We start from the raw sequence: 24,359 nt of genomic DNA on the forward strand, positions 1-24,359 counted from the left end.
GGTGTCCTACATGGCGCTTATTTTTATTACAGGTGGTGTACGTAGTGGTAAATCCCATTTTGCCGAGCAAGCAGCGCTTCAGCATTATGAGGCACAGGCATGTACAGCGAAACGCTTGCTCTATTTGGCTTCGGGTATTGCCTTAGATCATGAAATGGAAAAAAGAATCTTACGGCATCAGGCAGATCGCCAGGCACAGCCTGTACAATGGCTGACGGTGGAGGCTCCCTATGCAATTTCTGAAGTATTTGAGACACTTCAGGATGGAGATGTGGTGCTGTGGGATTGCGTGACAACTTGGCTGACCAATGCTTTTTACGAAGGCTATGACAAGGGGACACCCTGTTTACAACAGCCTGGTTGTTTAGCTAAGAAGCTACAGGCCGTCAAGCAGGCGATCCAATCACTACTGAAGAAGGATTTGACTTTTTTTGTGGTATCCAATGAACTGTTTGATGAACCTCCTTATGCTAGTGATGAAGTAGAATTATACCGACGAACGCTCGGACAGTTCCATCAATGGTTGGTTTCTATGGCACAGGAGGCCTATGAAATGAACTATGGCATTGTAAAGAGATGGAAATAATCAAGAAGGAAGGCAAGAGGATGAAAAATTTTTGGCATAGCCTCCTACTGGCATTTCAATTTTTTACGGTATTGCCAGTACATAAAGAGCTTCCGCTAACAAGGTCCACCATCACAGGCATGTTTGCTTGCTTACCGTGGATAGGTGCTTTAATGGGAACAACGGTGGCAGCTGTGCTTTATAGTCTTATGCAGTGGACAGCCAGCAGTGAAGTGATGCTAGCTTTCACTGTGATAGGGCTATTTGCTTTATGGACAGGTGGTTTGCACTTAGACGGCTTTATTGATATGGGCGATGCCTATTTTTCCTATCGAGATCGAGAAAAACGATTGGAGATTTTAGATGACCCCCGTGTGGGAGCGTTCGGAGTATTGGCTGTGGTGTTTTTATTAATGGGGAAATTTGTTATTCTACATGAGCTTTTAGTGCAGCAGAAGTTCGACTTGTGGATGGTGATATTCATTCCATTTCTAACAAGGGTGGGCATGAGCTTTTATTTTATGTCACTCCATTGCTCAAAGGAAAAAGGTCTTGCTTATTTTTTTAAGTCTCATATGAATGCTAATCGATTAAAAGTGATCATGCTGTTATCGCTCGTATTGGCGATGACGGTTGTTTTTATCAGCACGCAGTTCTTACTTCTTCCTGTTGTCCTAGTCGTCGTTTTAGCCATTGCACTTTTTATTTTTCGACAATTTACGTTGCGTAATTTTGGTGGAGTATCTGGCGATTTACTGGGTGCCTCCATTGAAGGGATGGAGGTTGTGCTATGGGTGACATTGTTACTGTGTGCTTAATTCGGCATGCGCCTACAAAAGAGAATCTTGAAAAGCGTTACCTTGGGTGGACGGACGCACCATTAGCAGATACAGCCAAGCTTGCTGTTGTGGATGCATTGGTTAAAAAGGTATATGGCAGTGATCTACAGCGCTGTCGACAAACGGCTGCTCATTATTTTCCCAATGCTAGCTACCAGGCAGAGGCATCCCTTCGAGAGACGAACTTTGGTGCATTCGAAGGGAAAACCTATGAGGAGCTAAAAATGGATGCTCACTATCGGGCATGGATAGATGATCCAATCCGTACACCCCCTCCACAAGGTGAGGCATTCGATGATTTTATGAAACGTGTTGTAGATGGATTTCATTATTTACCGAAAAATGAGGATAGCTATTATTTAGTGGTTCATGGTGGGGTTATTCGTGCCTTACTTGTTGCCTTTGCGCCAACAGAACAGCCCTTTTGGTCCTATCAAGTGCCACATGATAAACAATTTGTTTTAACATTTACAAGAAAGGCTTGGGAGGAGGGAGCACGATGCATGTCTTTATCGGAGGTGCCTATAACGGCAAAACCGACTATGTGAGGCGCTTGTATGAACCGCAACAGATGGTTATGATTGCTGGCGAACTACCTGAGGTAGCGCCCGCCTGTGATGTCCTTGTCCTAAAGAACTTAGAAAAATGGCTTGTGACACAAAACTTGGAGGAAGATGAACAAATCGTACAAAAGGTGCTAGCAACCTTACAAGAGCTTGAGCAGCATTGCACACTCGTACTTATTGTGACGGATATGGGGCGTGGGGTTGTGCCAATGGAAAAACAAGCCCGACAGCTACGCGATACCTGTGGTCGTCTATACCAAGCTTTGTTCAAGGAAGCGGAGCAAGTTGTACGGATTTGGTATGGAATAGCTGAGCCATTGAAGTAAAGTAGACATTCAACAGAAAAGAGGGAATGAAATGGAACGACAAAAATTAAGAAAATTGATTTTGACGGCGATGGTAGCGGCCATCTGTGCAGTAGGAGCAATGATTAAGGTACCAGCGTTTATTTCAACGGCTGCACTGGATTCGGCTCCTGCCTTTTTAGGTGTTGTCTTTCTATCCCCCATCTTAGCAGGGGTTGCTGGATTAATCGGCCATTTTATTACAGCATTAACATCTGGATTCCCCCTAGGACCTTTACATATTATTATTGCGGTAGAAATGTTGATTGTCGTATGGGTCTTCGGAATGATGCATAAAAAAGGCATGCACTTTTGGAAATGGCCAGTTGCCTTAGTATTAAATGGTATTGTTGCGCCACTACCATTTTATTTTATTATTAGTCCAGCATTTTTCTGGGGTGCTTTAGGTAGTATTCTAATGGCAACGGTGATCAATTTAATCATTGTTGCGGTAGTAATGCCCGTCCTATCAAAGGTTTTTGTGCGTAAGGAAGGTCGTGCACAGTGAGAAATGCGATGAAAGTAGGGGCGTTCATTGCGACCATGGATAATGCCGCAGCCATTGGACAAAAACCGCAAGATGTTGTGTCGGCACCAGACCAATTGACAGCCTACATGACAGCCCGTGTAACGTTTTTAGAACAGCTTGCTGCACAGGCACTACCTATTCAAGTTCTACTTGCGAATTTTTCTGGAGATGCCGCATGGTCTCGCTATGAAAAAGGTATACAGCAAGTGTTTACAGAGGCAGGTCTTACATGCCCAGCCATTACGGGGAGTACGGAATCCAATATGCCCACATTGCAGTCAGGCTTAGCTGTTACAATGCTTGGAGAAATTCAGCAGCAGCGTCGAGCATTTGACCACGATCAGCTTAGCTGGTACACCTATGGCCTGCCGCTTGAGGGTGAAGAGGTGTTGGCACAGCCTGAAGATGTGGCGCAGTTGCTGCCTGTTTTCAAGGCATGGCAGTCAGAAATTGTTCAGCAAGTATGGCCAGTCGGATCAAGGGGGCTGCAAGGAGAATTTGCCCGTCTGTTTGGGGAGCGACATGTGGAATGCGCCCTTGATGGTGCAAAATCAGCAGGCCCCTGTACAGTCATTTTGCTAGGCATTGCTCCAGACAATGAGTCACAGGCACAAAAAATTTTCCTGCGAAATTTTGAGAAACTCCGCATTTCTGAAAAGTGATGGGGCTTGTTTTGAGCAAATGATCGCATCTTGGGACAGGGCTAGATAACCCAGAGCAAGTGTTATTTTACTTCGATATGATTCTTGCTCTGGGTATTTCCTTACTTATTGACAGGATGACGCTGAATCTAAAGTAGCTGGCTGTTGCTTGTAAAGGAATAGGCCCGCTCTGTAGTGTGAGGAAGTCGCTCTTCAGCAGGGCAAACCCGCTCCAAAGTAAATGAAAGCCGCTCATAAGAAGTGGAACTTCGCTCTAAAAAGTCACCACCCTCCAAAATCTGCTTAGAAATTAGATTTTTTTTCCTTATGAAGACACTACACCACAATCAAACCACCCCAATAATATTACGAGACCCGAAAAATTATTTATCAAATGGGAATGATTTTCAGTTATAATAAGGAACGAATGGGATTTAAATAGAACGGAGTCGAATGTATGCAGGCAGTTAAACAATTAGGGCAGTATTTGGGGCCTTATAAATTTTTCACGCTGATTGCACCGCTATTGATGGTGCTAGAGGTGACGATGGATTTAATTCAGCCGACCATCATGCAACATATGATTGATACGGGGATTGCCAATGGGGATAATCGTTACGTATTGAATATGTTTGTGTGGATGCTTGGCAGTGCAGTGCTCGGACTTATTGGTGGGGTTGGTTGCTCGTATTATAGCTCGAAGGCGGCGATTCATTTTGCCTCGGATATTCGACAGGCTCTTTATGAGAAGATGATGACTTACTCAGCCAAGGAGCGAGATGCTTTTACAACGGGGAAGCTGATTACGATTTTAACGAGTGATGTGGAAAGTATTCAGCGTGCCTTTATGATGACGCTGCGTATTTTTGTGCGTGGGCCCTTGCTCTTTATCGGCGCAGTGATTATTGTGTTTGTCACAGCACGTGAGCTTTTTTCCATATTGCTCATTATCGTACCATTGTTGGTTATAGCGATGTATTTTTTCACGCAGTATTCGGGCGTGCTGTATCGTCGTGTTCAGGAGGCCATTGATGCCGTCAATACGAAGCTACAGGAAAATTTGGCGGGTATTCGTGTAGTTAAAGCCTTTCGCCGTGAAACACAGCAGGTAGCACAGTTTGGAGAATTAAATGAGGCGTTGACGAAACGTTTTATTACAGCTGAGCAAATTGTCGGCGTGCTTGTACCCTTTACGATGTTTGTTGTCAATCTAGGGATTGTAGCCGCGCTTTGGCTTGGAGCCATTAAGGTAGACGCGGGTACACTGCAAGTGGGCGTTATTCTTGCATTCATCAATTATTTAACGATTATTTTAAATGGACTGATGTCCTCTAGTATGGTGCTGATGCAAATAGCGCGAGCCTTGCCTTCAGGAGAACGCATTGTGGACGTGTTAAACAAAGAGATTGCTGTTAAGGAAGCGGAACATGCGCTGACCGATCCAATAAAAGGGGCCATTGACTTTGATCAGGTGAGCTATCGTTACTATGAAACAGCTGAGGATGTCCTCAAAAAGATTTCATTTTCGGTGAAACCAGGGCAAACGGTCGGCATTATTGGAAAAACAGGTAGTGGTAAATCGACGCTGGTGAAGCTATTACCTCGCTTATTTGATCCCTCTGGTGGCGAAATCCGCATAGACGGAAAACCGCTAAAATCCTACTCACTCGCAACCCTACGTGAGCATATCGGATTTACCTCACAGAAAGCATTATTGTTCTCAGGACCGATTGAAAAAAATATTCGTCTCGGTAAGGATAATGCTACAGCTGAGGACATACAGCAGGCATTAGAGGCGGCCTGCGCCAGTGAATTTGTAGAGCGACTTGATAAGGGCTTAGCACATGAATTATCACAGGGTGCTACGAATCTTTCGGGTGGGCAGAAGCAGCGGCTTGCATTAAGTCGTGCGTTTATTCGAAAGCCTGCTATTTTGGTGTTGGATGATACAACGTCAGCGTTAGATAGTGCATCAGAACAACAAGTGCAGCGAGCTATTGCCACCTATTATCAAGACACAACGACCTTCATCGTAGCGTCGAAAATTGCCTCCATTCAGCAGGCAGATGTTATTTTGGTACTAGAGGATGGCGACATTGTTGGGCAAGGAACCCATCAGCAGCTTCTACAATCAAATGCGCATTATCAAGCAATTTATGCGTCACAGCAAAAGGCTGGTGAACAAGGATGAGTCAAGGTCAACCAAAGCAAATGAATTTTGGACGTGGACCGCGTATGGGGGGACCAGCTGAGAAGGCGAAAAATCAAAGGGAGACATTGTCACGTGTATGGCATTATGTCAAGCAACAAAAAATAGGGCTGTTTTTCTCTATCTTTTTTGTCATTGCCTCGACCTTTTTAAGCCTTGCGGGGCCCTATATGATTGGGCATATTATTGATGATTACATTATGAAAAAGGATATCGACGGAACGATTCGTTTAGGCATCCTGTTGGCCGTTATTTTTTCAGTAGCCTCTATTCTGACATGGCTGCAAACCTATGTCATGATTCATGTGGCGATGAAAACCATTCGGACATTACGTCTGGAACTATTTCAAAAACTTCAGACACTGACATTACGTTTCTTTGATCAGCGTGCACTTGGGGATTTAATGAGCCGTGTGACCAACGATATTGATAATTTAAATACAGCACTTGCGCAAAGTGTTACGCAAATCGTGTCGTCCATTTTAACTGTAATCGGTGTCAGTATCGCCATGTTTACATTAAGCTGGCAATTAGCAATCGTGACATTGATTATTATTCCGCTGATCGTTTTCACAACCAAGCAAATCATTAAACGCAGCAGTAAAAATTATGCAGCACGACAACGAGATCTCGGGAAGCTCAACGGCTACATTGAGGAAATGATTACAGGAGCGGAGGTACTTACGCTTTTTGGCAAGGAGCAGCAAACGATTGATACGTTCCATCAGCAAAACGAAAATCTACGAAACTCTGCCCAACGAGCAGAAATTACCTCTGGCTTACTAGGTCCGATTAATAACTTTATGAATAATTTAGGCCTTGCTGTCGTCATCGGAACAGGTGCCTTTTTAGCAGTAAAGAGTATTGTTACAGTGGGGATTATTGCCGCCTTTGTGACCTATACACGGCAATTTTTCCGTCCGCTTAATCAGCTATCTAATCTATTAAACACCTTCCAGTCTGCTATTGCTGGGGCAGAGCGTGTTTTTGAGATACTAGATGAACCCTCAGAGGTAGCCGACAAGCCTAATGCTATCAAGACGGCATCGCTCAAGGGGGATGTTGTTTTCAAGCAAGTATCATTTAGCTATGAGCCAAATAAGCCTGTGTTAAAAAACATTGACTTCCATGCCAAGGCAGGAGAGACATTTGCTCTTGTTGGCCCAACAGGCTCAGGCAAAACAACGATTATCAATTTATTAACACGTTTTTATGACGTCGATCAAGGTGAGATTTTAATTGATGGGCATAATATTGAGCACTATCAGATGGCGACGATTCGCCAAAGAGTTGGTGTGGTTTTACAGGACACCTATTTGTTCTCGGGAACGATTCGTGAAAATATTCGCTTTGGTAAGCTAGATGCGACAGATGAAGAGGTTGTGGAAGCGGCAAAAATTGCGAATGCCCATCATTTTATAAAATATTTACCTGCCCAATACGAAACACCCGTGCAGGCAGGAGGAGCCAATTTAAGTCAGGGGCAGCGTCAGCTTATTGCGATCGCCCGTGCAATTTTAGAGAATGCAGATATTTTAATTTTGGATGAAGCGACATCTAGCGTGGATACCCAAACAGAGGTCGATATTCAAAAAGGCTTACAGCATTTAATGCAGGGACGCACAAGCTTTGTCATTGCCCATCGTCTGAAAACAATCGAAAATGCCGATCAAATCCTCGTGATTCAGCAGGGAGAAATTGTCGAGCAGGGCAATCACCAAGAGCTGATGCAGCAGCAGGGGATCTATCGTCATCTTCAACAAAAACTATTGTTAGAGCAGGTAGAATAGGGAATAATGAAGGTACATCTTCCAGAAGGCGAGGGATTGACATGTATGAATTAAAGACCAAAGAAACCGATGTAAGTGTCATTGAATTTATTGAAAGTGTAGACCATCCAAAAAAGCGTGAAGACGCCTATCGATTATTGGACATTTTTACAGAGGTCACAGGCTATGAAGCCAAAATGTGGGGACCGAGTATTATAGGCTTTGGTAAATATCATTACAAATATCAAACAGGCCATGAAGGGGATGCCCCACTAGCTGCCTATTCCCCTCGCAAAGCGAAAATTAGCTTATATTTTGCTCCAGGGGATGAACGAGAGCAACTATTACAACAATTTGGTAAACACACAACAGGAAAAGCCTGCGTTTATATTAATAAGCTAGCTGATGTGCATGAAGACATCTTAAAAGCCCTTATACAACAAACGATCGATTTTTTACGAAAAACCTATCCAGATGCTTAATCAAGAGAGCTGCCTATTAGTTAGGTAGCTTTTTTGTATGAAATTTATCTATTTTCTCCAAAAGTTTAGTAGATATTTATTTTTACCGTGTATCCTTGCAAGTATCAACGAAAAGAGGAGATACGTATGAAAAAGAAAGCAAAGAAAATGATTGTCTATATGGGGGCATTGATTGTGCTTGGAATGGTGATAATTTGTATTTATCACTATAGCTTAATACAGAAGGAGTCAGCTATTTTACAACCTAACGGCACATTAAACAATGTAGATGGTCACAATCTCCATGTTTATCAGGAGGGGGCTGGCGAGGATACATATATTTTTATGGCTGGCTCAGGTATCGCAGCACCCGTATATGAGCTAAAAGGGCTGTATCGTAAGTTTTCACAGCATCATCAAATTGCAGTAGTGGATCGAGCTGGCTATGGCTATAGCGACGTAGCCCATGATGATAGAGGAATCGATACGATTTTAGCGCAAACACGACAGGCACTTCTGCAAAGTGGGCTTGAACCGCCCTATGTCCTTGTGCCACATTCCATTTCAGGGCTAGAGGCCATTTACTGGGCGCAAAAATACCCAGAGGAAGTAAAGGGCATCATCGCGCTAGACATTGGCCTACCTAGTCAATATGTAAAGCATAAAATGGGGACGGTCGATCGTTGGATGGTGAGAGGCATGCACCTCGCTACTAAACTCGGCTTACATCGACTTTTGCCAACACAGGTCTATAATCCGCAAGTACTTCAACTGTCGTTTTTAACAGCACAGGAAAAGGAAATCTATCAGGCGTTGTCCTTTAAGCAATTTTTTAATGAAGATATGCAAAATGAGCTGTTGCAGGTCTACGAAAATAGTTTACAATCAGAACAGCTCAAAAAGCCGCAAGACACGCCTATCTTACTGATTGATGCGATTGTGGAAGAAAACAAACATTCGAAATATACGAAGCAAAATCGGCAGGATTATGCTGACTTTGCAAAGCAATTCACTAATGCACAGGTGAAAGAGGTCAGTGGGACACATAGTATTTATCTCTATCAGCCAGATGAAATCTATCAACTGGCAATGGAATTTATGAAAACAACGGGTGATGAGAAAGGTCGATAAGTATGAAAGGATTTAGAATCTTAATTATAGAAGACGATCACATGATTGGTGATCTACTGCAAAAAATAGTGCAGCGTGAGGGCTATGAGGCAATCTGGAAAACAGATGGCAAGGATATGATGGCGCTGATTCAGCAGGTGGATTTAGTCATAATGGATATTATGCTGCCAGGAGAGGATGGCTATCAATTAAGCAAAAATATTAAACGTTTAGGCTTAAATATTCCAATCATTTTTCTATCGGCACGTAATGATATTGAAAGTAAGCTAGAGGGGTTGATGGTCGGCGAGGATTACCTGACAAAGCCATTTGATCCGCGAGAGCTGTTGCTAAGAATGCAAAAAATGCTAGCACAACAGTATGGTACACTTACGCAAATTCAGCATTTATTGATCGATGGGGAACGCCGTCAAGTATTTCATCATAGTATCCATGATGAAATCGCCCTAACAGCGATTGAGCGAAAAATTTTCTTTTATTTATTTGACAATCGTGACAGAGTATTAACAAAGGAACATTTTTTTGATTATCTCTGGCCACTTGATGAACGCAATCATAATATTTTGAATGTCCATATTAAAAAAATTCGAACAAAGCTACAAGACCCAGCAGGCATTATTGTGCAAAATATTTATGGAGAAGGGTATCGTTTAAATACCTATAATAAAAAATGACCTTAAAAACAAAATACCGTACTTTGTTATTTGTAGCCATTGGGAGTGTGCCTGTTGTACTATTAGGCATTAGTGTGGCCATGTCAATTTTGTATGACAAGGCCTTTAAAATGAAAAATGACGGCATTCCGTTTCATGAGTCCTATGCCTATCCTGTGATGCTGATTGCGTTTGTGCTAGCGTTAGGAATGCTCGCATGGCTATTTTCCACATCGATTCATTCGTTACTATCCAAAATTACACTACTTAATAAAACAATACGAGAACTAGCAAGTAATGAGCGAATACCTGACACGTTAACGATAAAAAGTGAGGATGAAATTGGACAGCTTAGCCAATCTGTCAATCTTTTAATTGAGCGTACAACATACCGAGAATTAGAGCTTGCCCAGCAGCAGGAGCTTCAAAAAGAGCTGCTACAAAAGTTGCGACATGACATTCATACGCCGTTAACGGCTATCCGTTTGCAGCTGTTTTATCTAGAGGATCAGCTACAGGGGCAGCCCAAATTGGTGGAATCCTTACATGCACAAATTCAATATATCACGAATTTAACTAATGCATTTCAGTTACAGTCCTTTGATACGAGTGAACAGTCCTATGTCATGCAGGAGGAGGTTCAACTTGTCCCATTGTTACAAATGATGATAAAGAAGTGGCAGTATCTATATCGCATGCAGAATATTACGCTGCATTTTCAGCACGATGATTTACAAGCAGCTTGGCTTAGCAATGAATTGTGGCTACAGCGTTTATTCGATAATGTCTTTCAAAATACATTAAAGCATGCCCAAGCATCCAAGCTAGAGGTGACGATTAAGGACGGGCAAGTTGTCATGTGTGATGATGGTATTGGCTTTACGACTGAAGATGAGCATGGCGGACTTGGGCTTAAAATCATTCAGGATATTGCTAAAACATTGAATATCGAAGCTTCCTTACAATCAAACAAAAATGGCACGACCTTCTACTTTACACACCAATAAAAAACAACGGCAGCCTTTGCCGTTGTTTTTTATTTTACACTGATTTTCGTTGCTGTAGTAAGAACAGGGCAAGTCCTAGTAAAATGACCACAATACCGATCCCCTGTTGAACGGAAATCATCTCATCTAAAATAAAATAAGCTAATATACATGTGCCGATTGTTTCGCCTAAAATACTCATGGAAATCACCGTTGTACTTAACCATTTCAATAGCCAATTAAAAATGGTTTGCCCGAAAATCGTTGCAATGACAGCCAGCCCTACAAGGGACCACCAGGTGGAGGCTGAATAATCGAAAAACGATTCTTTCATAAAGAGGGCATAAACGGCTAAAAAGATCGAGCTACTGCCATAGCCGATAATAGAATAGGGAATGAGCGATAAATCCTTGCGCACTGATTGCCCAATAAAAAAGTAGGCTGTAATAATACCTGCCGCAATAAAGGCAAGAATATCGCCATAAAGGGCTTGTCCACTAATCTGGAAATCTTGCCAGCCAATAATGAAGCAGCCGATGATCGCTACGAAGCAGCCAACAATCGCTCCTTTTGAAAATCGCTCTTTAAATAAAAAATAGCTGCCTACTAAAGAGAATAGTGGCTGTAGTGTCACAATGACGGTTGAACTAGCCACAGATGTGTAGTTTAATGATTCAAACCATAACACATAATGACAGGACAAAAATAAGCCTGATAAAATGCCGAGTCCCCATTGTTTTTTTGAGAGACTTGTAAGCTCCTGCCGCAAGCTCTTCTGTGCCAATAAAAATGGAAGAAGTACTAGCATCGCAAAAAATAGTCGATAAAAGGCTGTAATCGCTGGTGGTGCATCAGCTAGCTTAACAAAGATTGCTGAGGTAGATAATGCAAATACTGCAAAAAATAACGAGATGTAATAAAACATGATGTACTCCTAAGCATTTACAAGATTAATAATGACAAACCTATTATAGTGTAGTCCGCATGAATAATATAGGGTTTTTAGAATATTAGCACAAAATAAGTTTATGGAGCTAATTCTGCTCAAGCAAGGATTCAATGACCTGTTTTAATTGCAGGATGAAGGGCTGCTTACTGTCATCTTTTTTATAGATATAAACTGTTTCGATCGCACTGTGAAGCCCATCTAAATCATAAAAATGCAGGTCGGGACAAGGATAAAGTGCTAGTAATTTGGTATTTAATACAGCCAATGTATGCTCGATTTCAAGAAAATCTAAAATACTACTAACTGATTTAATTTCCTTCATCGTAAAAGGTACCTGCTTGTCAGTGAGCCATTGTGCTAATGCATGGGTATACATGCAGCCCTTACTTAACACAAGCAATGTGACAGGTGTTCGTTGATCAAAGTCAATGATATGAGCGGAGCTTGAGATAACTTCAAACGTCTCTGTGGCTAGTACATCATAGTGTAGATCGCTATAATGCTTGATTGGATTACTTGTCAATGCACAATCTATTTCCGCCAGATGGACTTTGTGATTTAAGGCTGTACTTGATTCCACAGTGAAATCAACATCTATCGGACTTCGACTAGTTTGCAGTGCGTTCATAATGGATGGTCCATATATTTTAATGGTTGTATGAGATGTACCAACCAAAATGCTCGTTTGTGTAGGGCCGATGGTATGTAAAAAGTCTTCATACTGCTCGGCAACTTTCTTTAAAAACTGTAAATAATGTTGACCTACCTCTGTCAGCTTTAAGCCTTGGGGTGTTCGTTTAAAGATGTCCTGCCCAATTTCACGCTCCATTTTTTTCACCTTTGCTGTTAAGGCAGATTGTGTATAATTGGTGATTTCAGCCGATTTACTCAAGTTTTGCCTCTCTAAAAGCTCCATTTTTAAGGCAATTTCTTCAATGTTCATGTTGTTCCTCACATACCTATAGAATTTTTTAATAGCCGCTATCATTTTCCTCCATTTTACGTACGCGAGCTGTCCACGTACACTCTAGATAATGAAAAGGTAGACTGCAAAAGCAGTAACCTGATGGAGGGTTTTTATGCATACATATTATCGATGGGTCATCTTGCTTGTGGCTACACTTTCGCAAACAGCCGCAACCTTTGTGACCTACGGAATGGGGCCAGTTGCCTCTTTTTATCAAATGGAATGGCACTTAACGTCCTTCCAAACAGGGCTAATTGTTTCAGCCGTCAATATAGGGCCAATTTTCTCCATGCTGCTATTTGGTTATCTCATGGATAAAAAGGGAGAAAAGCAGATTATTGGATGGGGCTCGATACTACTGGGCCTGTCAGCCTTATTGCTAATACCCGTGAATCATTATACGACATTGCTTCTCGTATTAATAGTTGTGGGGATATGGTATGGCAGTGCGCAAACAGGTGGCAGTACTGCTATTGTGAAATGGTTTCCTAACAAGCATCGAGGACTTGCTATTGGGATACGCCAAACAGGTATTCCGATTGGAGGTGCATTGGCTTCCACTTTGCTGACCTATTTGTATCAACATCATCATCTATCCTCTGTCCATTTAGCACAGGGCTTGATGGCGATTGGTGGGGGACTATTATTTTTATTGCTGTACAAAGAACCAAAACAGCATGACACCGCTACGGCACCTCTCATTCCTTTTAAAGAGAAGATGCGTGCTATTCGGCACAATCGGGCGCTCTATCCTTTATTTTTTGTGGGCATGGTCATGATGTCCCTCCAAATGATTATCATTGCTCATTTTATGAGCTATTTACATCATGAAGGTGGGTATACATTAACCGAGGCAGGGCGCTATTTAAGTCTGATTTTATTTGGTGGGATGCTTGGGAGAATTGTACTTGCTTGGATGAGTGATCATTATTTCGCTCAAAAACGAGAGCCATTATTAGTGCTCGTCATGCTCGCTACATTCCTGATGCTTGGCTTTTTGCCCTTTGTCATACATAGCAAGGGCCTCATGATTTTATTTTGCAGTTTATTTGGGTTTTTAGCGCTTGGCTGGTATTCCATATATATCACTTGTGTCACGGAGCAATCCGATTCGCAAGCAGTAGGACTAACTGTTAGTGCAGCGTTAACAATTAATCAGTTCTTTATTGTCTTGGCACCAACGGTTTATGGTTTATTGGTTACTGTTTTTTCCAACTATCAGCTCGCTTTGGATGTTATCGCTGTGATGGTTATACTGGGGGCATTTCACTTATACAGAACATCCCAAGGTAGTTTAACTTCTGAAAGTTCGGTAAAATAATGGAAAAGAGGAAATGGAGGTTGCGACGAATGACCAGTTCGATTTGGATTGAGGCAAAGATAGATAAAGTATGGCAGGCGATTACAGAGGAGCAATCCCTCTCCCGATGGTACGCACCAGGCTCCATATGGGACATCCCTATACTAACAGCTGGGGAAAAGATGACATTTACCTTAATGCCAAATGCGCATAACCAGCTTTCTGAAAAACTGCCGATGGAGCTAACGATTCAGCAAGTGAAGAAAAATGAGGAATTTTCCTTCTATCTAGAAGTTCCTGAAACATTGATTGCTATTACGCTAGCCCAACAGGGTAATGGCACTACGGTGAGCTTTAATTCGTCAGGCTATGATGCCTCTCTTGCGAATTTAAAGGCATTGCTGGAGGGACATGACATTCCTTTTCAGTAAGCCTCTCTACGTCTTAGGTCTTAGATGAATTTCGAGCGGAGGGTCGTATTTTAATTTCCTTCCTTCTATATAATGAAATTATTGGTAGATTATACGGTGGGAGGAAATAATAGTGAAAAAATTAGTGGGTTTAGGTGTCGTGATAGGCACGTCAGCATTGGTATTATCGGGGTGCTTTTCCTTTATTCCAAATAAAATGCGAGAGGAAGCCATTTTGGTGGAAAAGGATAAAGCGAAAGCATTAGAGGTAGACATTGATTTAGGTGTTGGCGAAATGAATGTATCGAGTGGTGCAAAGGAATGGGTTGAGGGTAACGCAGAATATAATGTAAAAAAGCTAGCCCCTCAGGTAGACTATGATCTACATGGCGATACAGGAGAAGTGGAAATCAAGCATAAGGGCTCAACGAAGCTGGGGCTCTCCAATATTAAAAACACATGGGCGATTCAACTGAACGACAGCATCCCCATGAATCTAAATGTGGAAACGGGTGCCTCTCTTGCCAATCTTGATTTACAGGGTATTCAGCTGGAAAAGCTCGATATTGAAGCGGGTGTCGGTGATCTAACGGTTAACCTAGGTGGCGACTGGAAAAAGAGCTTTACAACGACTATTGAAACAGGTGTCGGTCAAACAACAGTTATTTTACCTTCAAAGGTTGGCGTGAAATTAACGACAGAAAAAGGCATTGGCTCGTCTAATGTGGAGGGCCTTATATCAAAAGGGAATGGTGTCTATGTCAACGAAGCTTACGACAAGGCGGATGTCGTGCTAGAGGTCAATTCGGAATTGGGCATCGGGGAAATTACCTTTAAGTTAGATCGATAGAAAATGGAGTAGGCTACTTGATTGAAATAAATGCAATAACCATAATAGGAGCGTCAAATACATCCTTTGTATTTGACGCTTATTTTATGGTAGTTTTAAGAAAGCAATGTTTCAAAGGAGCGAATAGATTGAAGACCTATACATACAAGCAACCAGCGGCCATCGAGTCAACAGAGGCCGTTACTATTTTAAATGAAGCGGGGGAGGTATCGTCCACCGTTCAACGCGTGTATTCCAATGCACTAAAAAAAGCATTCGATAAAACGATGGACTATCGTTATTTCGTTCGTTTTGATGTTCACGATCGCAATGGTCAGCCGCTTTTTACGTGTAAAAAAGTATCCCGTCGCGGGCGCGTGCATTTCCGTGGCAAGGATTTGGTAACAGGTAAAGACTATATGATTGCCTATGATGGCTGGCAAATTATGATTCCTGATTTAGTCATTACCAATGGCGAACAGCAGATCAAGCTCAACAAAGAAATGGAGGACTGGTCTGTTTTTACTGTGAATGAGCAGCCCATAGCACGCTGGCAAGCGACTTTCTGCGAGACGCATTTTGACATTACACTACAAATTGAAGACAGCAGCCCCATTCAGCAGGAAGCCTTTTTTATTGCCATCGGACAGGCAGTGCTGTTTGTTGGGGCTTAAATAAAGGTAGATGGAAGAAAGGGCTTGATGAAATGCTAAACATATTACCAGCAAAAGAGATTTATTTACAGGGAAATGAGCATGCCCTATTGCTTTTACATTCCTTTACAAGTCATACAAGAGATATGAAGACAGTAGCCACTGCACTACATAACCAAGGCTATACTTGCTATGCGCCGCTGTATCGTGGACATGGCACTCATCCAGAACAGTTATTACACTATCAGGTAGACGACTGGTGGCAGGATGTAGTGAATGCTCATCAATTTTTATTGGATGAAGGCTATCAAAAGATTTCGGTCATCGGTCTATCCATCGGGGGAATTTTCGCGTTGAAGCTTGCTCAATTAGAAAGGCTCGAGCAAATCATTGCCTTATCTGTGCCGTTTGATAAGGAGCCAGAGCAATTAAAACAAAGGATTATTGACTATGCCCATAATTACAAAACAATAGAGGGCAAGCCACCACTTCAAATCGCTCAGGAAATGGAGCCATTTGAGAACATGCCATTACATGCAATGAACGTATTCCAAACATTTATCCAAGCAACGATGGAGCAGCTTGATAGAATTATCATTCCTATCGCTATCTACTATGGTGAAAAAGACGATGCCTTATACACGCAAAGTGCTGAAACGATCTATCAGCACGTTCATTCATCTAGAAAGCAGAAGAAAGGCTTTGGAAATTCTAAGCATCTCATGACATTAGGACGAGATCAAGAGGCTATCATAAAGGAAATGATAGAATTTCTTCAAATTTAGAGAGAATTTCATTTATAAAAGGAGTGGGGGTGCTCCACTCCAAAGAGGGGTAAAAGCGCTCATTCAAGAGAGAGCCCCGCTTCTAAAAAAACAGCCACCTCTATCCATAGAGGGGCTGTTTTACTTATATTTCCAAGATCTCATTCGCTAATTTTTGTCTGCTCATCCAGTAGCCTTGGAGGGTAAAGACAATGAGGGTTGACCCTAGGAACGCGAGACTTGTGAGGCCCAATGTTAGAAAGTCATAGGACATCGGCGAGCCATCATCAATGAAGCCTAGCATCCTCGTTAAAACGAACCCCAGAAATGTACCGACCGTGAGACCATAAAGGACAAACGATAGGACTTGTGTCAGTATGAGTTTCATCAGCCCATTTGGTGACAGACCAATTAATCGTTGGATGGCATAGTCACTGCGTTTTGTATAAATGGTATGCAGTAATGTTTGGAGGACACCAAGCCCCGTGGCAGCTATTAAAATAACAAAGACGCCAACAAATAAGCTCCACCGTTGGAAGAACATTTCATTGGATTGTGCTAATATGGTCGCTTTATCTGTCAACTTCAGGGCTGGCCAGCGCTGTTCCAAGAATGACAGCTCCGCCAATGTCTGCTCTGGGTGGGATGTTTCTACCATAATGTCTTCGATAATTGGGTGATCCTGTGCCGTGAGGAATGATGACCAATCAACGATTAAATCAGCACGGTGAATAGGTGTATCAGTAATTCCTATAATTTGTAACTCACCAGTAGGCATATCCTGCCGGGCAGTAAAATCATAGGTACCCATCGTTACACGATCACCCACTGCCAAATGATAACGCTCGGCAAAGCCCTTTGTCACGACAAGGCCATTTTGCAAATTTCCTTCCTCAATTTGAGGCAACTTCTTTAATTGCATAAATTTCTTAATATCAATGGTTGTATAGTTCTCTGGTAGCCATTCATCGCCGAGTTGTAGAGCAATATACGCATTATTACTTTGTGTATACGCGTACTGTACGCTTGGCAATGCTTCTATTTCCTCTATAATTGCAGGCGTGATAGTTGGATCATTTAATTCATTATTGATTTTTATGGCTGTTTCGTATTGTGATTCTGTGTAGGCAAGGTCATTGAGTTGTAAGGTTTTCATTAATGAACTTCCAAAGGTTAAAATAACCATTAATCCTATCATGCTGAGCACCACGGGCATATTTTTGCGTACTTGTGGCATGAGCTGCTGGCATGCTAAATAGGCTTCCTTGCCAAGTACCCTTCGAATCGGCTTTAAAGCCAGATGAAGGATGGCAGTAAATAGATAGGGGATTAGTAACAGTAAAATTCCACATACAAATAGTGTTCCGAGTAAAATAAATAAGGCACCTTGATCGCTTCCTGTCCCAGCTAAATAGGCTTGTAAAAAGAAGAAGGTAGCTGACACACCTACAATACTGACAATAATTGTTTTCCATTTTGTCCAACGCAGCTCTAAATTTTCATTATCTGTCGCGATTTGTAATGGCAGTAGTCGAGAGCTTTTCGCTACTTGCCATTTTGTCATCACTTGAAGAATGATGAAGCTGGAAAGGGCAATTAAAAGAATAAACACAATAGGAAGCTCTGTTTTAGCTTCGGGTAAATGCAAAAAGCTAATTAATTGTGGTAGCCAGCTTTTTATTATCACAAGGCTCAGCGTTGTTCCAAGCATAACGCCAAAGCTAATGATCAGTGATAGTTGGAGCTTGACTATACGTCCAACCTGTTTCACGGATGCCCCGAGAGCCCGTAAGATCATGAGCTGCTCTTTAATTTTATAAAATAATAGCTGGAATGTGGACAGCAATAGGACACTTGAAATGAGTAAAATAAAAACGGATAGTACAATCATAAAAACCATTAAGCTCTGTAAATTTCTTTTAATCACATCGTAATCACTCATAACATCAACACGTAATGTTTCATCCAGTTGTTTGATTTCTGCGCCTACTGCCTTGGCACGCCCCTCATCAGTTTTAATGAGCGCAAATATGCCTGCCGTTTGTGGCTGACTGTTGTTCATCCATGCCTTAACTACGTCATTCGCTAAGAGGATGATATTAGGGCTGTCAGTGCCTTTCATCGTCGGTAAAATTTCTTGCACGATAAAATCCTTTGATTGAATATGAATGGAGTCCCCAACTCGTTTGTTGAAAAGACGGGCAACATTTTCCGAAAGAATGGCATCGTTCGGTCCAAGATTGACCGCAAAATGGTAGCGACTTTTCACAAGGTCATCATTTTCGACGCCAACGGTATAAAATGCGGTGTACTTTTCATGTTCAACGATTGTATGAGCTATCGATAAGCGGGACACTTGTGTGACACCGGCTAGAGTAGAAAGCTCCTCTATTTGATTTGTCGTCAACAATTTTTGCTGATCGGGATTATAACCAACCATTAAATCCATTTCCCCATACAACGCTTGGATGTCTGCCTTCATCTGGCTATTCGCATTCCAAATGTAGACGGTCATCGTCATCACCAGGCAAATCGAGATCGTAATAATACTAATACTCGTTAGGACATTTGCCCAAGCGGCACGAAAAAGCTTGAGGGCAATATTGCGCATCGTAAACATTAGCGATCCCCCCTCGTTATTTCCTTGAATTTCATTAGAATACAATCTAAATCCTCTTCATTTTGCCGGTTTTGATAGGAATCCACAATCGCCCCATCATGGAAGAACAATACCCGATTGGCATAGGTAGCCACATAGGGGTCATGTGTGACAAGTAATATCGTTTGCTGGTTCTTTTTTTGCAGAGCAACAAGCAGCTCTAAAATTTCATCTGTTGTATGAACATCCAAAGCCCCCGTTGGCTCATCTGCCAGTAAAATAGGAGGATTGGCAATAATCGCTCGCGCAATGGCGACACGTTGCTGCTGTCCACCAGAAAGCTCATGTGGTCGATGCTTTGCCCAAGCAGCGATGTTTAAGGTTTCCATCATGTGCTGCACACGCACCTTAATCTCCTTGCTAGGAATATCATTTAAAATAAGGGGAAGTGCAATATTATCCTCGACGGTTAAATCCTTTAGCAGATGAAAGGATTGGAAGATAAAGCCGATATTTTCTTTTCGGAATTGCGATGCTTTTGGCTCTTGATAAATAGCCTGAGCTTCCTTGCCAAATAAAAATAATGCTCCATCTGTTGGCTCATCAATGGCACTGATCATATTCAGAAGAGTACTTTTACCAGAGCCGCTTGTCCCCATAATCGCCACCATTTCTCCTTGATAAATGGTGCAATGGATATTTTTCAAGGCATTCACAGTATGATGCTTTTGCTGATAAATTTTGGACATCCCTTCAACACGTAGCACCTCTGTTAAACGTCCTTCAGGGATGGGTATTGCATTAATGACTTCTTTCAGCGGATTGAACCCACTCATCGAGATATGCCCCCTTTAATTGTTGTCGTAATGCATGCAAGCCACGGCGAATATGTGTTTTCACGGTACCTTCAGGGCATTGCAAAATCGCCGCAATATCCTTGACAGAGTAGTCTTGATAAAATCGTAGTAATAGCACCGTTTTGTACTTTTCCTCAAGCCTGCAAAGAGCCTGCCATAAATCCAGCTCTTCTTCGATGTATGTAGGAGATGCGCTTGTTAAATCCTCGAAAGTTTGTGGTTCAACAGGCATAACTGTTTTTTTCTTCGCAATATAGGTTTTACAGCAATTTATCATAATGCGGGTAAGCCAAGTGGCAAAATAGTGAGGCTCCTTTAATTGCGGTAGCCCCTCATAGGCTCGAATAATGGTTTGCTGAAAAACTTCTACGGCGTCGTTTTCATTTTGTACGTAGACATAGGCCATTCGGTAAAGCTTATGCTGCTCCTGCTCAATGAGCTGATAAAACGCCTGCTCATCACCTTGTTGGGCTAAGGCTACAAGAGTTTGTTGGGTGCTCGTAATGAAAATCGCCTCCTTTTCGACCATTAGACTCAGCAAGTCATCATTTCGATTCAAGTTTTTTATTTTTATTGAGAAACGTCATAAGCATACCCATTTAATAGAAGGTTATCAATTTACTGCTATAATGATAGTGGCTTCATCAAAAAAAGGAGTGAGTTTATGAGCAGAAAGCCTATTTATGTCGAGATAGACATTCAGGCTCCTATAGAGAAAGCATGGGATTATACACAAAATCCTCATTTGCATGAGCAATGGGATTTACGTTTTACATCGATTACATATATTCCGAAAAAAGCACCCGAGGAGCCACAGCGTTTTACCTATGAAACGAAGGTAATGCCAGGCCTACAGGTAAGCGGCTGGGGAGAAAGCAAGGGGGAGCATCATAAAGAAAATGGCACGCGAACATCCTCACTGCATTTTGGTACGCCTCAAAAGCGCTCACCCATAGCGGAGGGAAAAGGCTATTGGCAATATATCCCGCATCAACAGGGGCTGACATTTCTGACCCAATATGATTATGATACACGCTATGGCAAGCTTGGCGTATTCTTTGATTTATTTTTTCGTCCATTAATGGGGTGGGCGACGGCACTCAGCTTTGACGTTTTAAAAAGATGGCTAGAAAAAGGAGAAAATCCTACCGCACAGTATAGACGATTCTTTTTAACGATGCTTCTGTGTCTATTCTTTTGCTTTGTCTGGTTCTATCATGGTCTTGTACCGAAGATCATCCATATGCATCCGCAGGAATTAAAGATGACCGCTTCATTACTAAACCATGCAGATCAGCTAGTTATGTGGATAGGGGTTGCGGAAATTCTCTTTGCTTTTTGTTGGCTTTACCCGCGAGGAAAACGCTGGCTCTTTGGCATGCAAATCATCGTTTTTCCGCTCTTGACGATAGCTGCTATTGTTGCGGACCAGACAAGTGTACAAGCACCCTTTAATCCACTTACCTTTAATAGTGCTTTATGGGTGTTGTCGATTGTCGGATTTAGCTTAAGTAAGGATGTACCGAGTGCTAAAAGTTGTAAAAGAAAGCGAGGATAACAAGGATGACGATCTATCAAACATTATTAGGGGATGATTTTGCAAGACTTCATCCGATGTTACAACAGCGTTATGCGTTACCAATTGATGAACCATTTTTTGCTAAGGGCGTGATGCATCAAATAAAATCTGGTGCTAAATGGATGTGTCCCTTCTATACACTGGCTGCGAAAACGCGATTTCTGTTCCCAGAGTCAGGGGAGGATATCCCCTTTACTATTTCGAATACATGCAGAGCCCTGCCAAGTGGGGAACTAGACGTGCTATGGGAGCGCACCTTTTATTTCCCGCAGAAAACAAGGCATTTTGATGCAAGGATGACCATTGATCCAATCCAAAAAATTGTGAAAGATTATTTAGGCACACCCGCTCTTTTTTATTCCGATTTGCACTTTACGGTGACACGAGCGGGGACATTGGTCATTCGTTCAGGTAAGCAGCGCTTTGTCCTCTCGCGTTTCGAATGCCCGATGCCTAGACTGTTAGAGGGTCGAGTCATTGTAGAGGAAGGCTTTGATGAATCGAAAAATGTCTTTACCATTCATGTCTCCATCCATAATCCATTCATAGGGAGGCTCATGATGTATGCTGGTGAATTTACGCAACAATCGAAGTAATTTCATTTTTTTACTAGGGATTTTGTTCACGGTGATGTGCTTTGTGCTTAGTGGGCAACCCAATTACTTATGGTTACTAACCGTTGCTCAACTAATTTTCGTTCCCACCATGGTATCAATGGTTGTGGATGTTCAGAAAGTCGGCACAGCCATTACTATGGGGATGATGCTAGCCGTTACACTGCTGCATTGGTCGACGGATGGCGTTTTGGCTAATGTTTTGGCAGGCATGTATGTACTGTATACCTTCTATATCGCCATGCAAGGCGTGAAAAGATTTTTACAACGAGGTTTTACAAATATTGCGGAGTTTGCTATCGACATGGGGCTTTTCTACCTAGCCCTCGGTGGTCTGTGGTTTTTCGCCTATGTCACCAACATGGATACTGGTTTTTCACCATTAATAACGTGGTTAACGGCCATTCACTTTCATTATTCGGCTTGTTTATTACCCATTTCAGTTGGACTTTTAGGTCGATTACATGATAGTAGAGGCTATCGTGTTATGGTGATGATGTTGCTGGCAGGACCAATCCTTGTTGCGATAGGTATTGCCTTTTCCATTCTCATCGAAATCATCGCCGTCGCTCTTTATATTTTCGCCATTTACGGCTTGTTTTTCGTAGCGCTCAAAACAAAGCTTCCGTTTGGACAGGGGCTATTGCTGAGGACTTCCTATGGAGCGCTCTGTCTGACGATTCTTGGATCTTGTCTGTATGTTTACAGTCGTGTCAGCGGAAACATTTCCATCGGCATTCCAGAAATGCTTCAATTCCATGGTGTGATCAATGGTGTTTTCTTTGGGGGAATAGGGGTCATCGCCTGGCTAATGGCTGTCCCCCCAACAACACAGCGTCCGTTTGAGTTCCCTGTAAGCCAAATTCGCGGGAAGCTACATCATGAGAATATACCACACCCTGGCTTGGTCGATGCCTTACAGGATTTTGTTGATACAGCAAAGCTACCGCCTGTCATTCCACATTTTTATGAGTATACGACGACCTATCGGCTGCTTTCGACGGTGCAATGGAAGGCTTGGTTTAGACCTTTTGCCTTTCTGTATCAAGGAATGAGCCGTTTGCTCCAACAGCTCAATTTACCCTTTTCCAGTAAGCAAGTTGAGATGACGGGTAGCATTGTTCAGGTCGATTCTGCACGAGATAGCCGTCCGTCTCCACGTGCATGGATTCGGACAATTCATCAGCAAACCGTTTTTGTCGCGATTTATTCGAAGCACACAAGCGACGAAACGACCTATATGAATATAGCCTTACCACTCCCGTTCTCAACAATGGTTGGCATTTTGTATGCCTATGAAGAAAATGGTCAGCTACACCTAACAAGTCGTCATGATGGAGATGCAGGAATTTATTTGGCGATAGGAAAAAATGTGATGAGGCTACCCCTACAGGAGCATTTTCAAATTTCTGCGGTAGATGACCAGACATTGTCAGCACGCCATCAGATGACGTTATTTGGTATTCCATTCCTACAAATTGATTATCATATTAAAAGAAATGCTTAGATTGGCAGGAATTTCCTCAACCGAACGAGAAGGTCCTATTATAGAGACAAATAACAAGGAGTGATGGAAGGCTTGCGTTTAACAAAAGGAATTTCTGGTTTCGATGCAGCGCATTTAATTGAGCAGGACATGCGCATGTTTCAGTCGATGGTGGACAAGCGAACAAAGAGCGAAAGTAAGGCAATTTATTGATCAAGCGCCCTTTGTCTATATGCAGGCAGTGATTGAAATCGATGGAGAAACACTGACGATTCTTCATCATCGTTTGATGCCGTACATCGCATTTGCCAAGCAGGAGGTGAATAGCTTTACCTTTTTATCCAAGCCTCACCTGCATAAATATTTTCCTATGCGAAAATGCTTGGAAGCGGAGACACTTACAACATTACTAACAAAGGATGAGGCGTTCCATAGCCTATCTGCTACAGAATGGAAATACGTCTCTTATTTTAATAGTCAAACCATTGGCGATGTAATGTTCAATGGCTGGGATTAAGGATAGTACTATAGGCGTGCGATAAAAGATGCTATAAAAAACATTATATTGACCAAGTTATTTCTGGAAATATAGCAAAAATTCCTAAAACCGCTAATCGTCCTAATTAAATGGTAGATTTTTAAGGATGGAATAGATTAGG

The 24,359-nt window shown here is 42.2% G+C and carries 26 protein-coding genes; 21 read left to right on the forward strand and 5 right to left on the reverse strand.

Going from position 1 to position 24,359, the window contains the following annotated elements; genetic code table 11:
- The first annotated feature begins 10 nt into the window (after positions 1 to 10).
- The 12 genes from B3D98_RS03555 to B3D98_RS03610 all read left to right on the forward strand — a co-directional run bounded on the left by B3D98_RS03555 (position 11) and on the right by B3D98_RS03610 (position 10,714).
- Complete coding sequence (locus tag B3D98_RS03555) at positions 11 to 586, forward strand: bifunctional adenosylcobinamide kinase/adenosylcobinamide-phosphate guanylyltransferase (protein ID WP_048390634.1); 576 nt, start codon at positions 11 to 13, stop codon at positions 584 to 586.
- Positions 587 to 606: 20 nt separating this feature from the next.
- Positions 607 to 1,383, forward strand: a complete 777-nt coding sequence (cobS, locus tag B3D98_RS03560; protein WP_054548802.1) for an adenosylcobinamide-GDP ribazoletransferase — start codon at positions 607 to 609, stop codon at positions 1,381 to 1,383.
- On the forward strand, positions 1,356 to 1,952 hold the full coding sequence (locus B3D98_RS03565; RefSeq protein ID WP_048390636.1) for a histidine phosphatase family protein: 597 nt from the start codon (positions 1,356 to 1,358) through the stop codon (positions 1,950 to 1,952). Before cobS ends, B3D98_RS03565 begins: the two co-directional genes overlap by 28 nt.
- Complete coding sequence (locus B3D98_RS03570) at positions 1,904 to 2,296, forward strand: bifunctional adenosylcobinamide kinase/adenosylcobinamide-phosphate guanylyltransferase (protein ID WP_288580652.1); 393 nt, start codon at positions 1,904 to 1,906, stop codon at positions 2,294 to 2,296. The genes B3D98_RS03565 and B3D98_RS03570 overlap by 49 nt, the downstream gene beginning before the upstream one ends.
- Before the next feature lie 31 nt (positions 2,297 to 2,327).
- A complete protein-coding gene (locus tag B3D98_RS03575; RefSeq protein WP_103117933.1) occupies positions 2,328 to 2,822 on the forward strand; it encodes an ECF transporter S component in 495 nt (164 codons plus the stop codon).
- Positions 2,819 to 3,505, forward strand: a complete 687-nt coding sequence (locus B3D98_RS03580; RefSeq protein WP_288580655.1) for a hypothetical protein — start codon at positions 2,819 to 2,821, stop codon at positions 3,503 to 3,505. The genes B3D98_RS03575 and B3D98_RS03580 overlap by 4 nt, the downstream gene beginning before the upstream one ends.
- Positions 3,506 to 3,941: 436 nt before the next feature.
- A complete protein-coding gene (locus B3D98_RS03585; protein ID WP_288580657.1) occupies positions 3,942 to 5,675 on the forward strand; it encodes an ABC transporter ATP-binding protein in 1,734 nt (577 codons plus the stop codon).
- A complete protein-coding gene (locus tag B3D98_RS03590; RefSeq protein WP_288580660.1) occupies positions 5,672 to 7,483 on the forward strand; it encodes an ABC transporter ATP-binding protein in 1,812 nt (603 codons plus the stop codon). Before B3D98_RS03585 ends, B3D98_RS03590 begins: the two co-directional genes overlap by 4 nt.
- Before the next feature lie 41 nt (positions 7,484 to 7,524).
- Positions 7,525 to 7,944: a DUF1801 domain-containing protein gene (locus B3D98_RS03595; RefSeq protein ID WP_066038512.1), complete on the forward strand. Its 420-nt coding sequence runs from the start codon at positions 7,525 to 7,527 to the stop codon at positions 7,942 to 7,944.
- A gap of 126 nt (positions 7,945 to 8,070) precedes the next feature.
- On the forward strand, positions 8,071 to 9,054 hold the full coding sequence (locus tag B3D98_RS03600; RefSeq protein WP_259949040.1) for an alpha/beta fold hydrolase: 984 nt from the start codon (positions 8,071 to 8,073) through the stop codon (positions 9,052 to 9,054).
- A 2-nt stretch (positions 9,055 to 9,056) separates the two neighbouring features.
- Entirely contained in the window at positions 9,057 to 9,728 is a 672-nt protein-coding gene (locus B3D98_RS03605; RefSeq protein WP_115673717.1) for a response regulator transcription factor, read from the forward strand.
- Complete coding sequence (locus B3D98_RS03610) at positions 9,725 to 10,714, forward strand: sensor histidine kinase (RefSeq protein ID WP_054548761.1); 990 nt, start codon at positions 9,725 to 9,727, stop codon at positions 10,712 to 10,714. Before B3D98_RS03605 ends, B3D98_RS03610 begins: the two co-directional genes overlap by 4 nt.
- Positions 10,715 to 10,748: 34 nt before the next feature.
- Here the strand turns inward: B3D98_RS03610 and B3D98_RS03615 are convergent, their stop codons facing one another.
- A complete protein-coding gene (locus B3D98_RS03615) occupies positions 10,749 to 11,618 on the reverse strand; it encodes a DMT family transporter (protein ID WP_131519934.1) in 870 nt (289 codons plus the stop codon).
- Between the two features lie 109 nt (positions 11,619 to 11,727).
- A complete protein-coding gene (locus tag B3D98_RS03620) occupies positions 11,728 to 12,585 on the reverse strand; it encodes a LysR family transcriptional regulator (RefSeq protein WP_288580666.1) in 858 nt (285 codons plus the stop codon).
- Positions 12,586 to 12,721: 136 nt separating this feature from the next.
- Between B3D98_RS03620 and B3D98_RS03625 the strand changes: the two genes are divergently transcribed.
- The 5 genes from B3D98_RS03625 to B3D98_RS03645 all read left to right on the forward strand — a co-directional run bounded on the left by B3D98_RS03625 (position 12,722) and on the right by B3D98_RS03645 (position 16,586).
- Positions 12,722 to 13,930: an MFS transporter gene (locus tag B3D98_RS03625; RefSeq protein WP_066038507.1), complete on the forward strand. Its 1,209-nt coding sequence runs from the start codon at positions 12,722 to 12,724 to the stop codon at positions 13,928 to 13,930.
- Positions 13,931 to 13,959: 29 nt separating this feature from the next.
- Entirely contained in the window at positions 13,960 to 14,340 is a 381-nt protein-coding gene (locus tag B3D98_RS03630) for an SRPBCC domain-containing protein (RefSeq protein WP_288580670.1), read from the forward strand.
- A 112-nt stretch (positions 14,341 to 14,452) separates the two neighbouring features.
- Complete coding sequence (locus B3D98_RS03635; protein WP_288580673.1) at positions 14,453 to 15,169, forward strand: toast rack family protein; 717 nt, start codon at positions 14,453 to 14,455, stop codon at positions 15,167 to 15,169.
- A 128-nt stretch (positions 15,170 to 15,297) separates the two neighbouring features.
- Positions 15,298 to 15,822 carry a tubby C-terminal domain-like protein gene (locus B3D98_RS03640; protein WP_288580676.1) on the forward strand — a complete coding sequence of 175 codons (525 nt, stop codon included), beginning with the start codon at positions 15,298 to 15,300 and terminating at the stop codon, positions 15,820 to 15,822.
- A 32-nt stretch (positions 15,823 to 15,854) separates the two neighbouring features.
- Complete coding sequence (locus B3D98_RS03645; protein WP_288580679.1) at positions 15,855 to 16,586, forward strand: alpha/beta hydrolase; 732 nt, start codon at positions 15,855 to 15,857, stop codon at positions 16,584 to 16,586.
- Between the two features lie 124 nt (positions 16,587 to 16,710).
- Here B3D98_RS03645 and B3D98_RS03650 read toward each other — a convergent pair whose 3' ends face one another.
- The 3 genes from B3D98_RS03650 to B3D98_RS03660 are packed head-to-tail and all read right to left on the reverse strand — an operon-like array spanning position 16,711 to position 20,580.
- Entirely contained in the window at positions 16,711 to 19,185 is a 2,475-nt protein-coding gene (locus B3D98_RS03650) for an ABC transporter permease (RefSeq protein WP_288580681.1), read from the reverse strand.
- Positions 19,185 to 19,913 (reverse strand): ABC transporter ATP-binding protein, encoded by a 729-nt coding sequence (locus B3D98_RS03655; RefSeq protein WP_054548801.1) that lies wholly within the window; start codon positions 19,911 to 19,913, stop codon positions 19,185 to 19,187. Before B3D98_RS03655 ends, B3D98_RS03650 begins: the two co-directional genes overlap by 1 nt.
- 52 nt (positions 19,914 to 19,965) lie before the next feature.
- Positions 19,966 to 20,580, reverse strand: a complete 615-nt coding sequence (locus tag B3D98_RS03660; protein ID WP_308339955.1) for a sigma-70 family RNA polymerase sigma factor — start codon at positions 20,578 to 20,580, stop codon at positions 19,966 to 19,968.
- A gap of 105 nt (positions 20,581 to 20,685) precedes the next feature.
- Between B3D98_RS03660 and B3D98_RS03665 the strand changes: the two genes are divergently transcribed.
- The 4 genes from B3D98_RS03665 to B3D98_RS03680 all read left to right on the forward strand — a co-directional run bounded on the left by B3D98_RS03665 (position 20,686) and on the right by B3D98_RS03680 (position 24,217).
- Positions 20,686 to 21,579, forward strand: coding sequence for a DoxX-like family protein (locus tag B3D98_RS03665; RefSeq protein WP_288580684.1), 894 nt, complete (start codon positions 20,686 to 20,688; stop codon positions 21,577 to 21,579).
- Between the two features lie 5 nt (positions 21,580 to 21,584).
- On the forward strand, positions 21,585 to 22,196 hold the full coding sequence (locus B3D98_RS03670; RefSeq protein WP_259418953.1) for a DUF4166 domain-containing protein: 612 nt from the start codon (positions 21,585 to 21,587) through the stop codon (positions 22,194 to 22,196).
- Positions 22,165 to 23,721 carry a YndJ family protein gene (locus B3D98_RS03675; protein ID WP_288580688.1) on the forward strand — a complete coding sequence of 519 codons (1,557 nt, stop codon included), beginning with the start codon at positions 22,165 to 22,167 and terminating at the stop codon, positions 23,719 to 23,721. The genes B3D98_RS03670 and B3D98_RS03675 overlap by 32 nt, the downstream gene beginning before the upstream one ends.
- Positions 23,722 to 23,839: 118 nt before the next feature.
- Positions 23,840 to 24,217 carry a hypothetical protein gene (locus tag B3D98_RS03680; RefSeq protein ID WP_288580690.1) on the forward strand — a complete coding sequence of 126 codons (378 nt, stop codon included), beginning with the start codon at positions 23,840 to 23,842 and terminating at the stop codon, positions 24,215 to 24,217.
- Positions 24,218 to 24,359 lie beyond the last annotated feature (142 nt).

Origin of the sequence: Lysinibacillus sp. UBA5994, from assembly GCF_002429725.1 — a bacterium.
GTDB lineage: Bacteria > Bacillota > Bacilli > Bacillales_A > Planococcaceae > Lysinibacillus > Lysinibacillus capsici.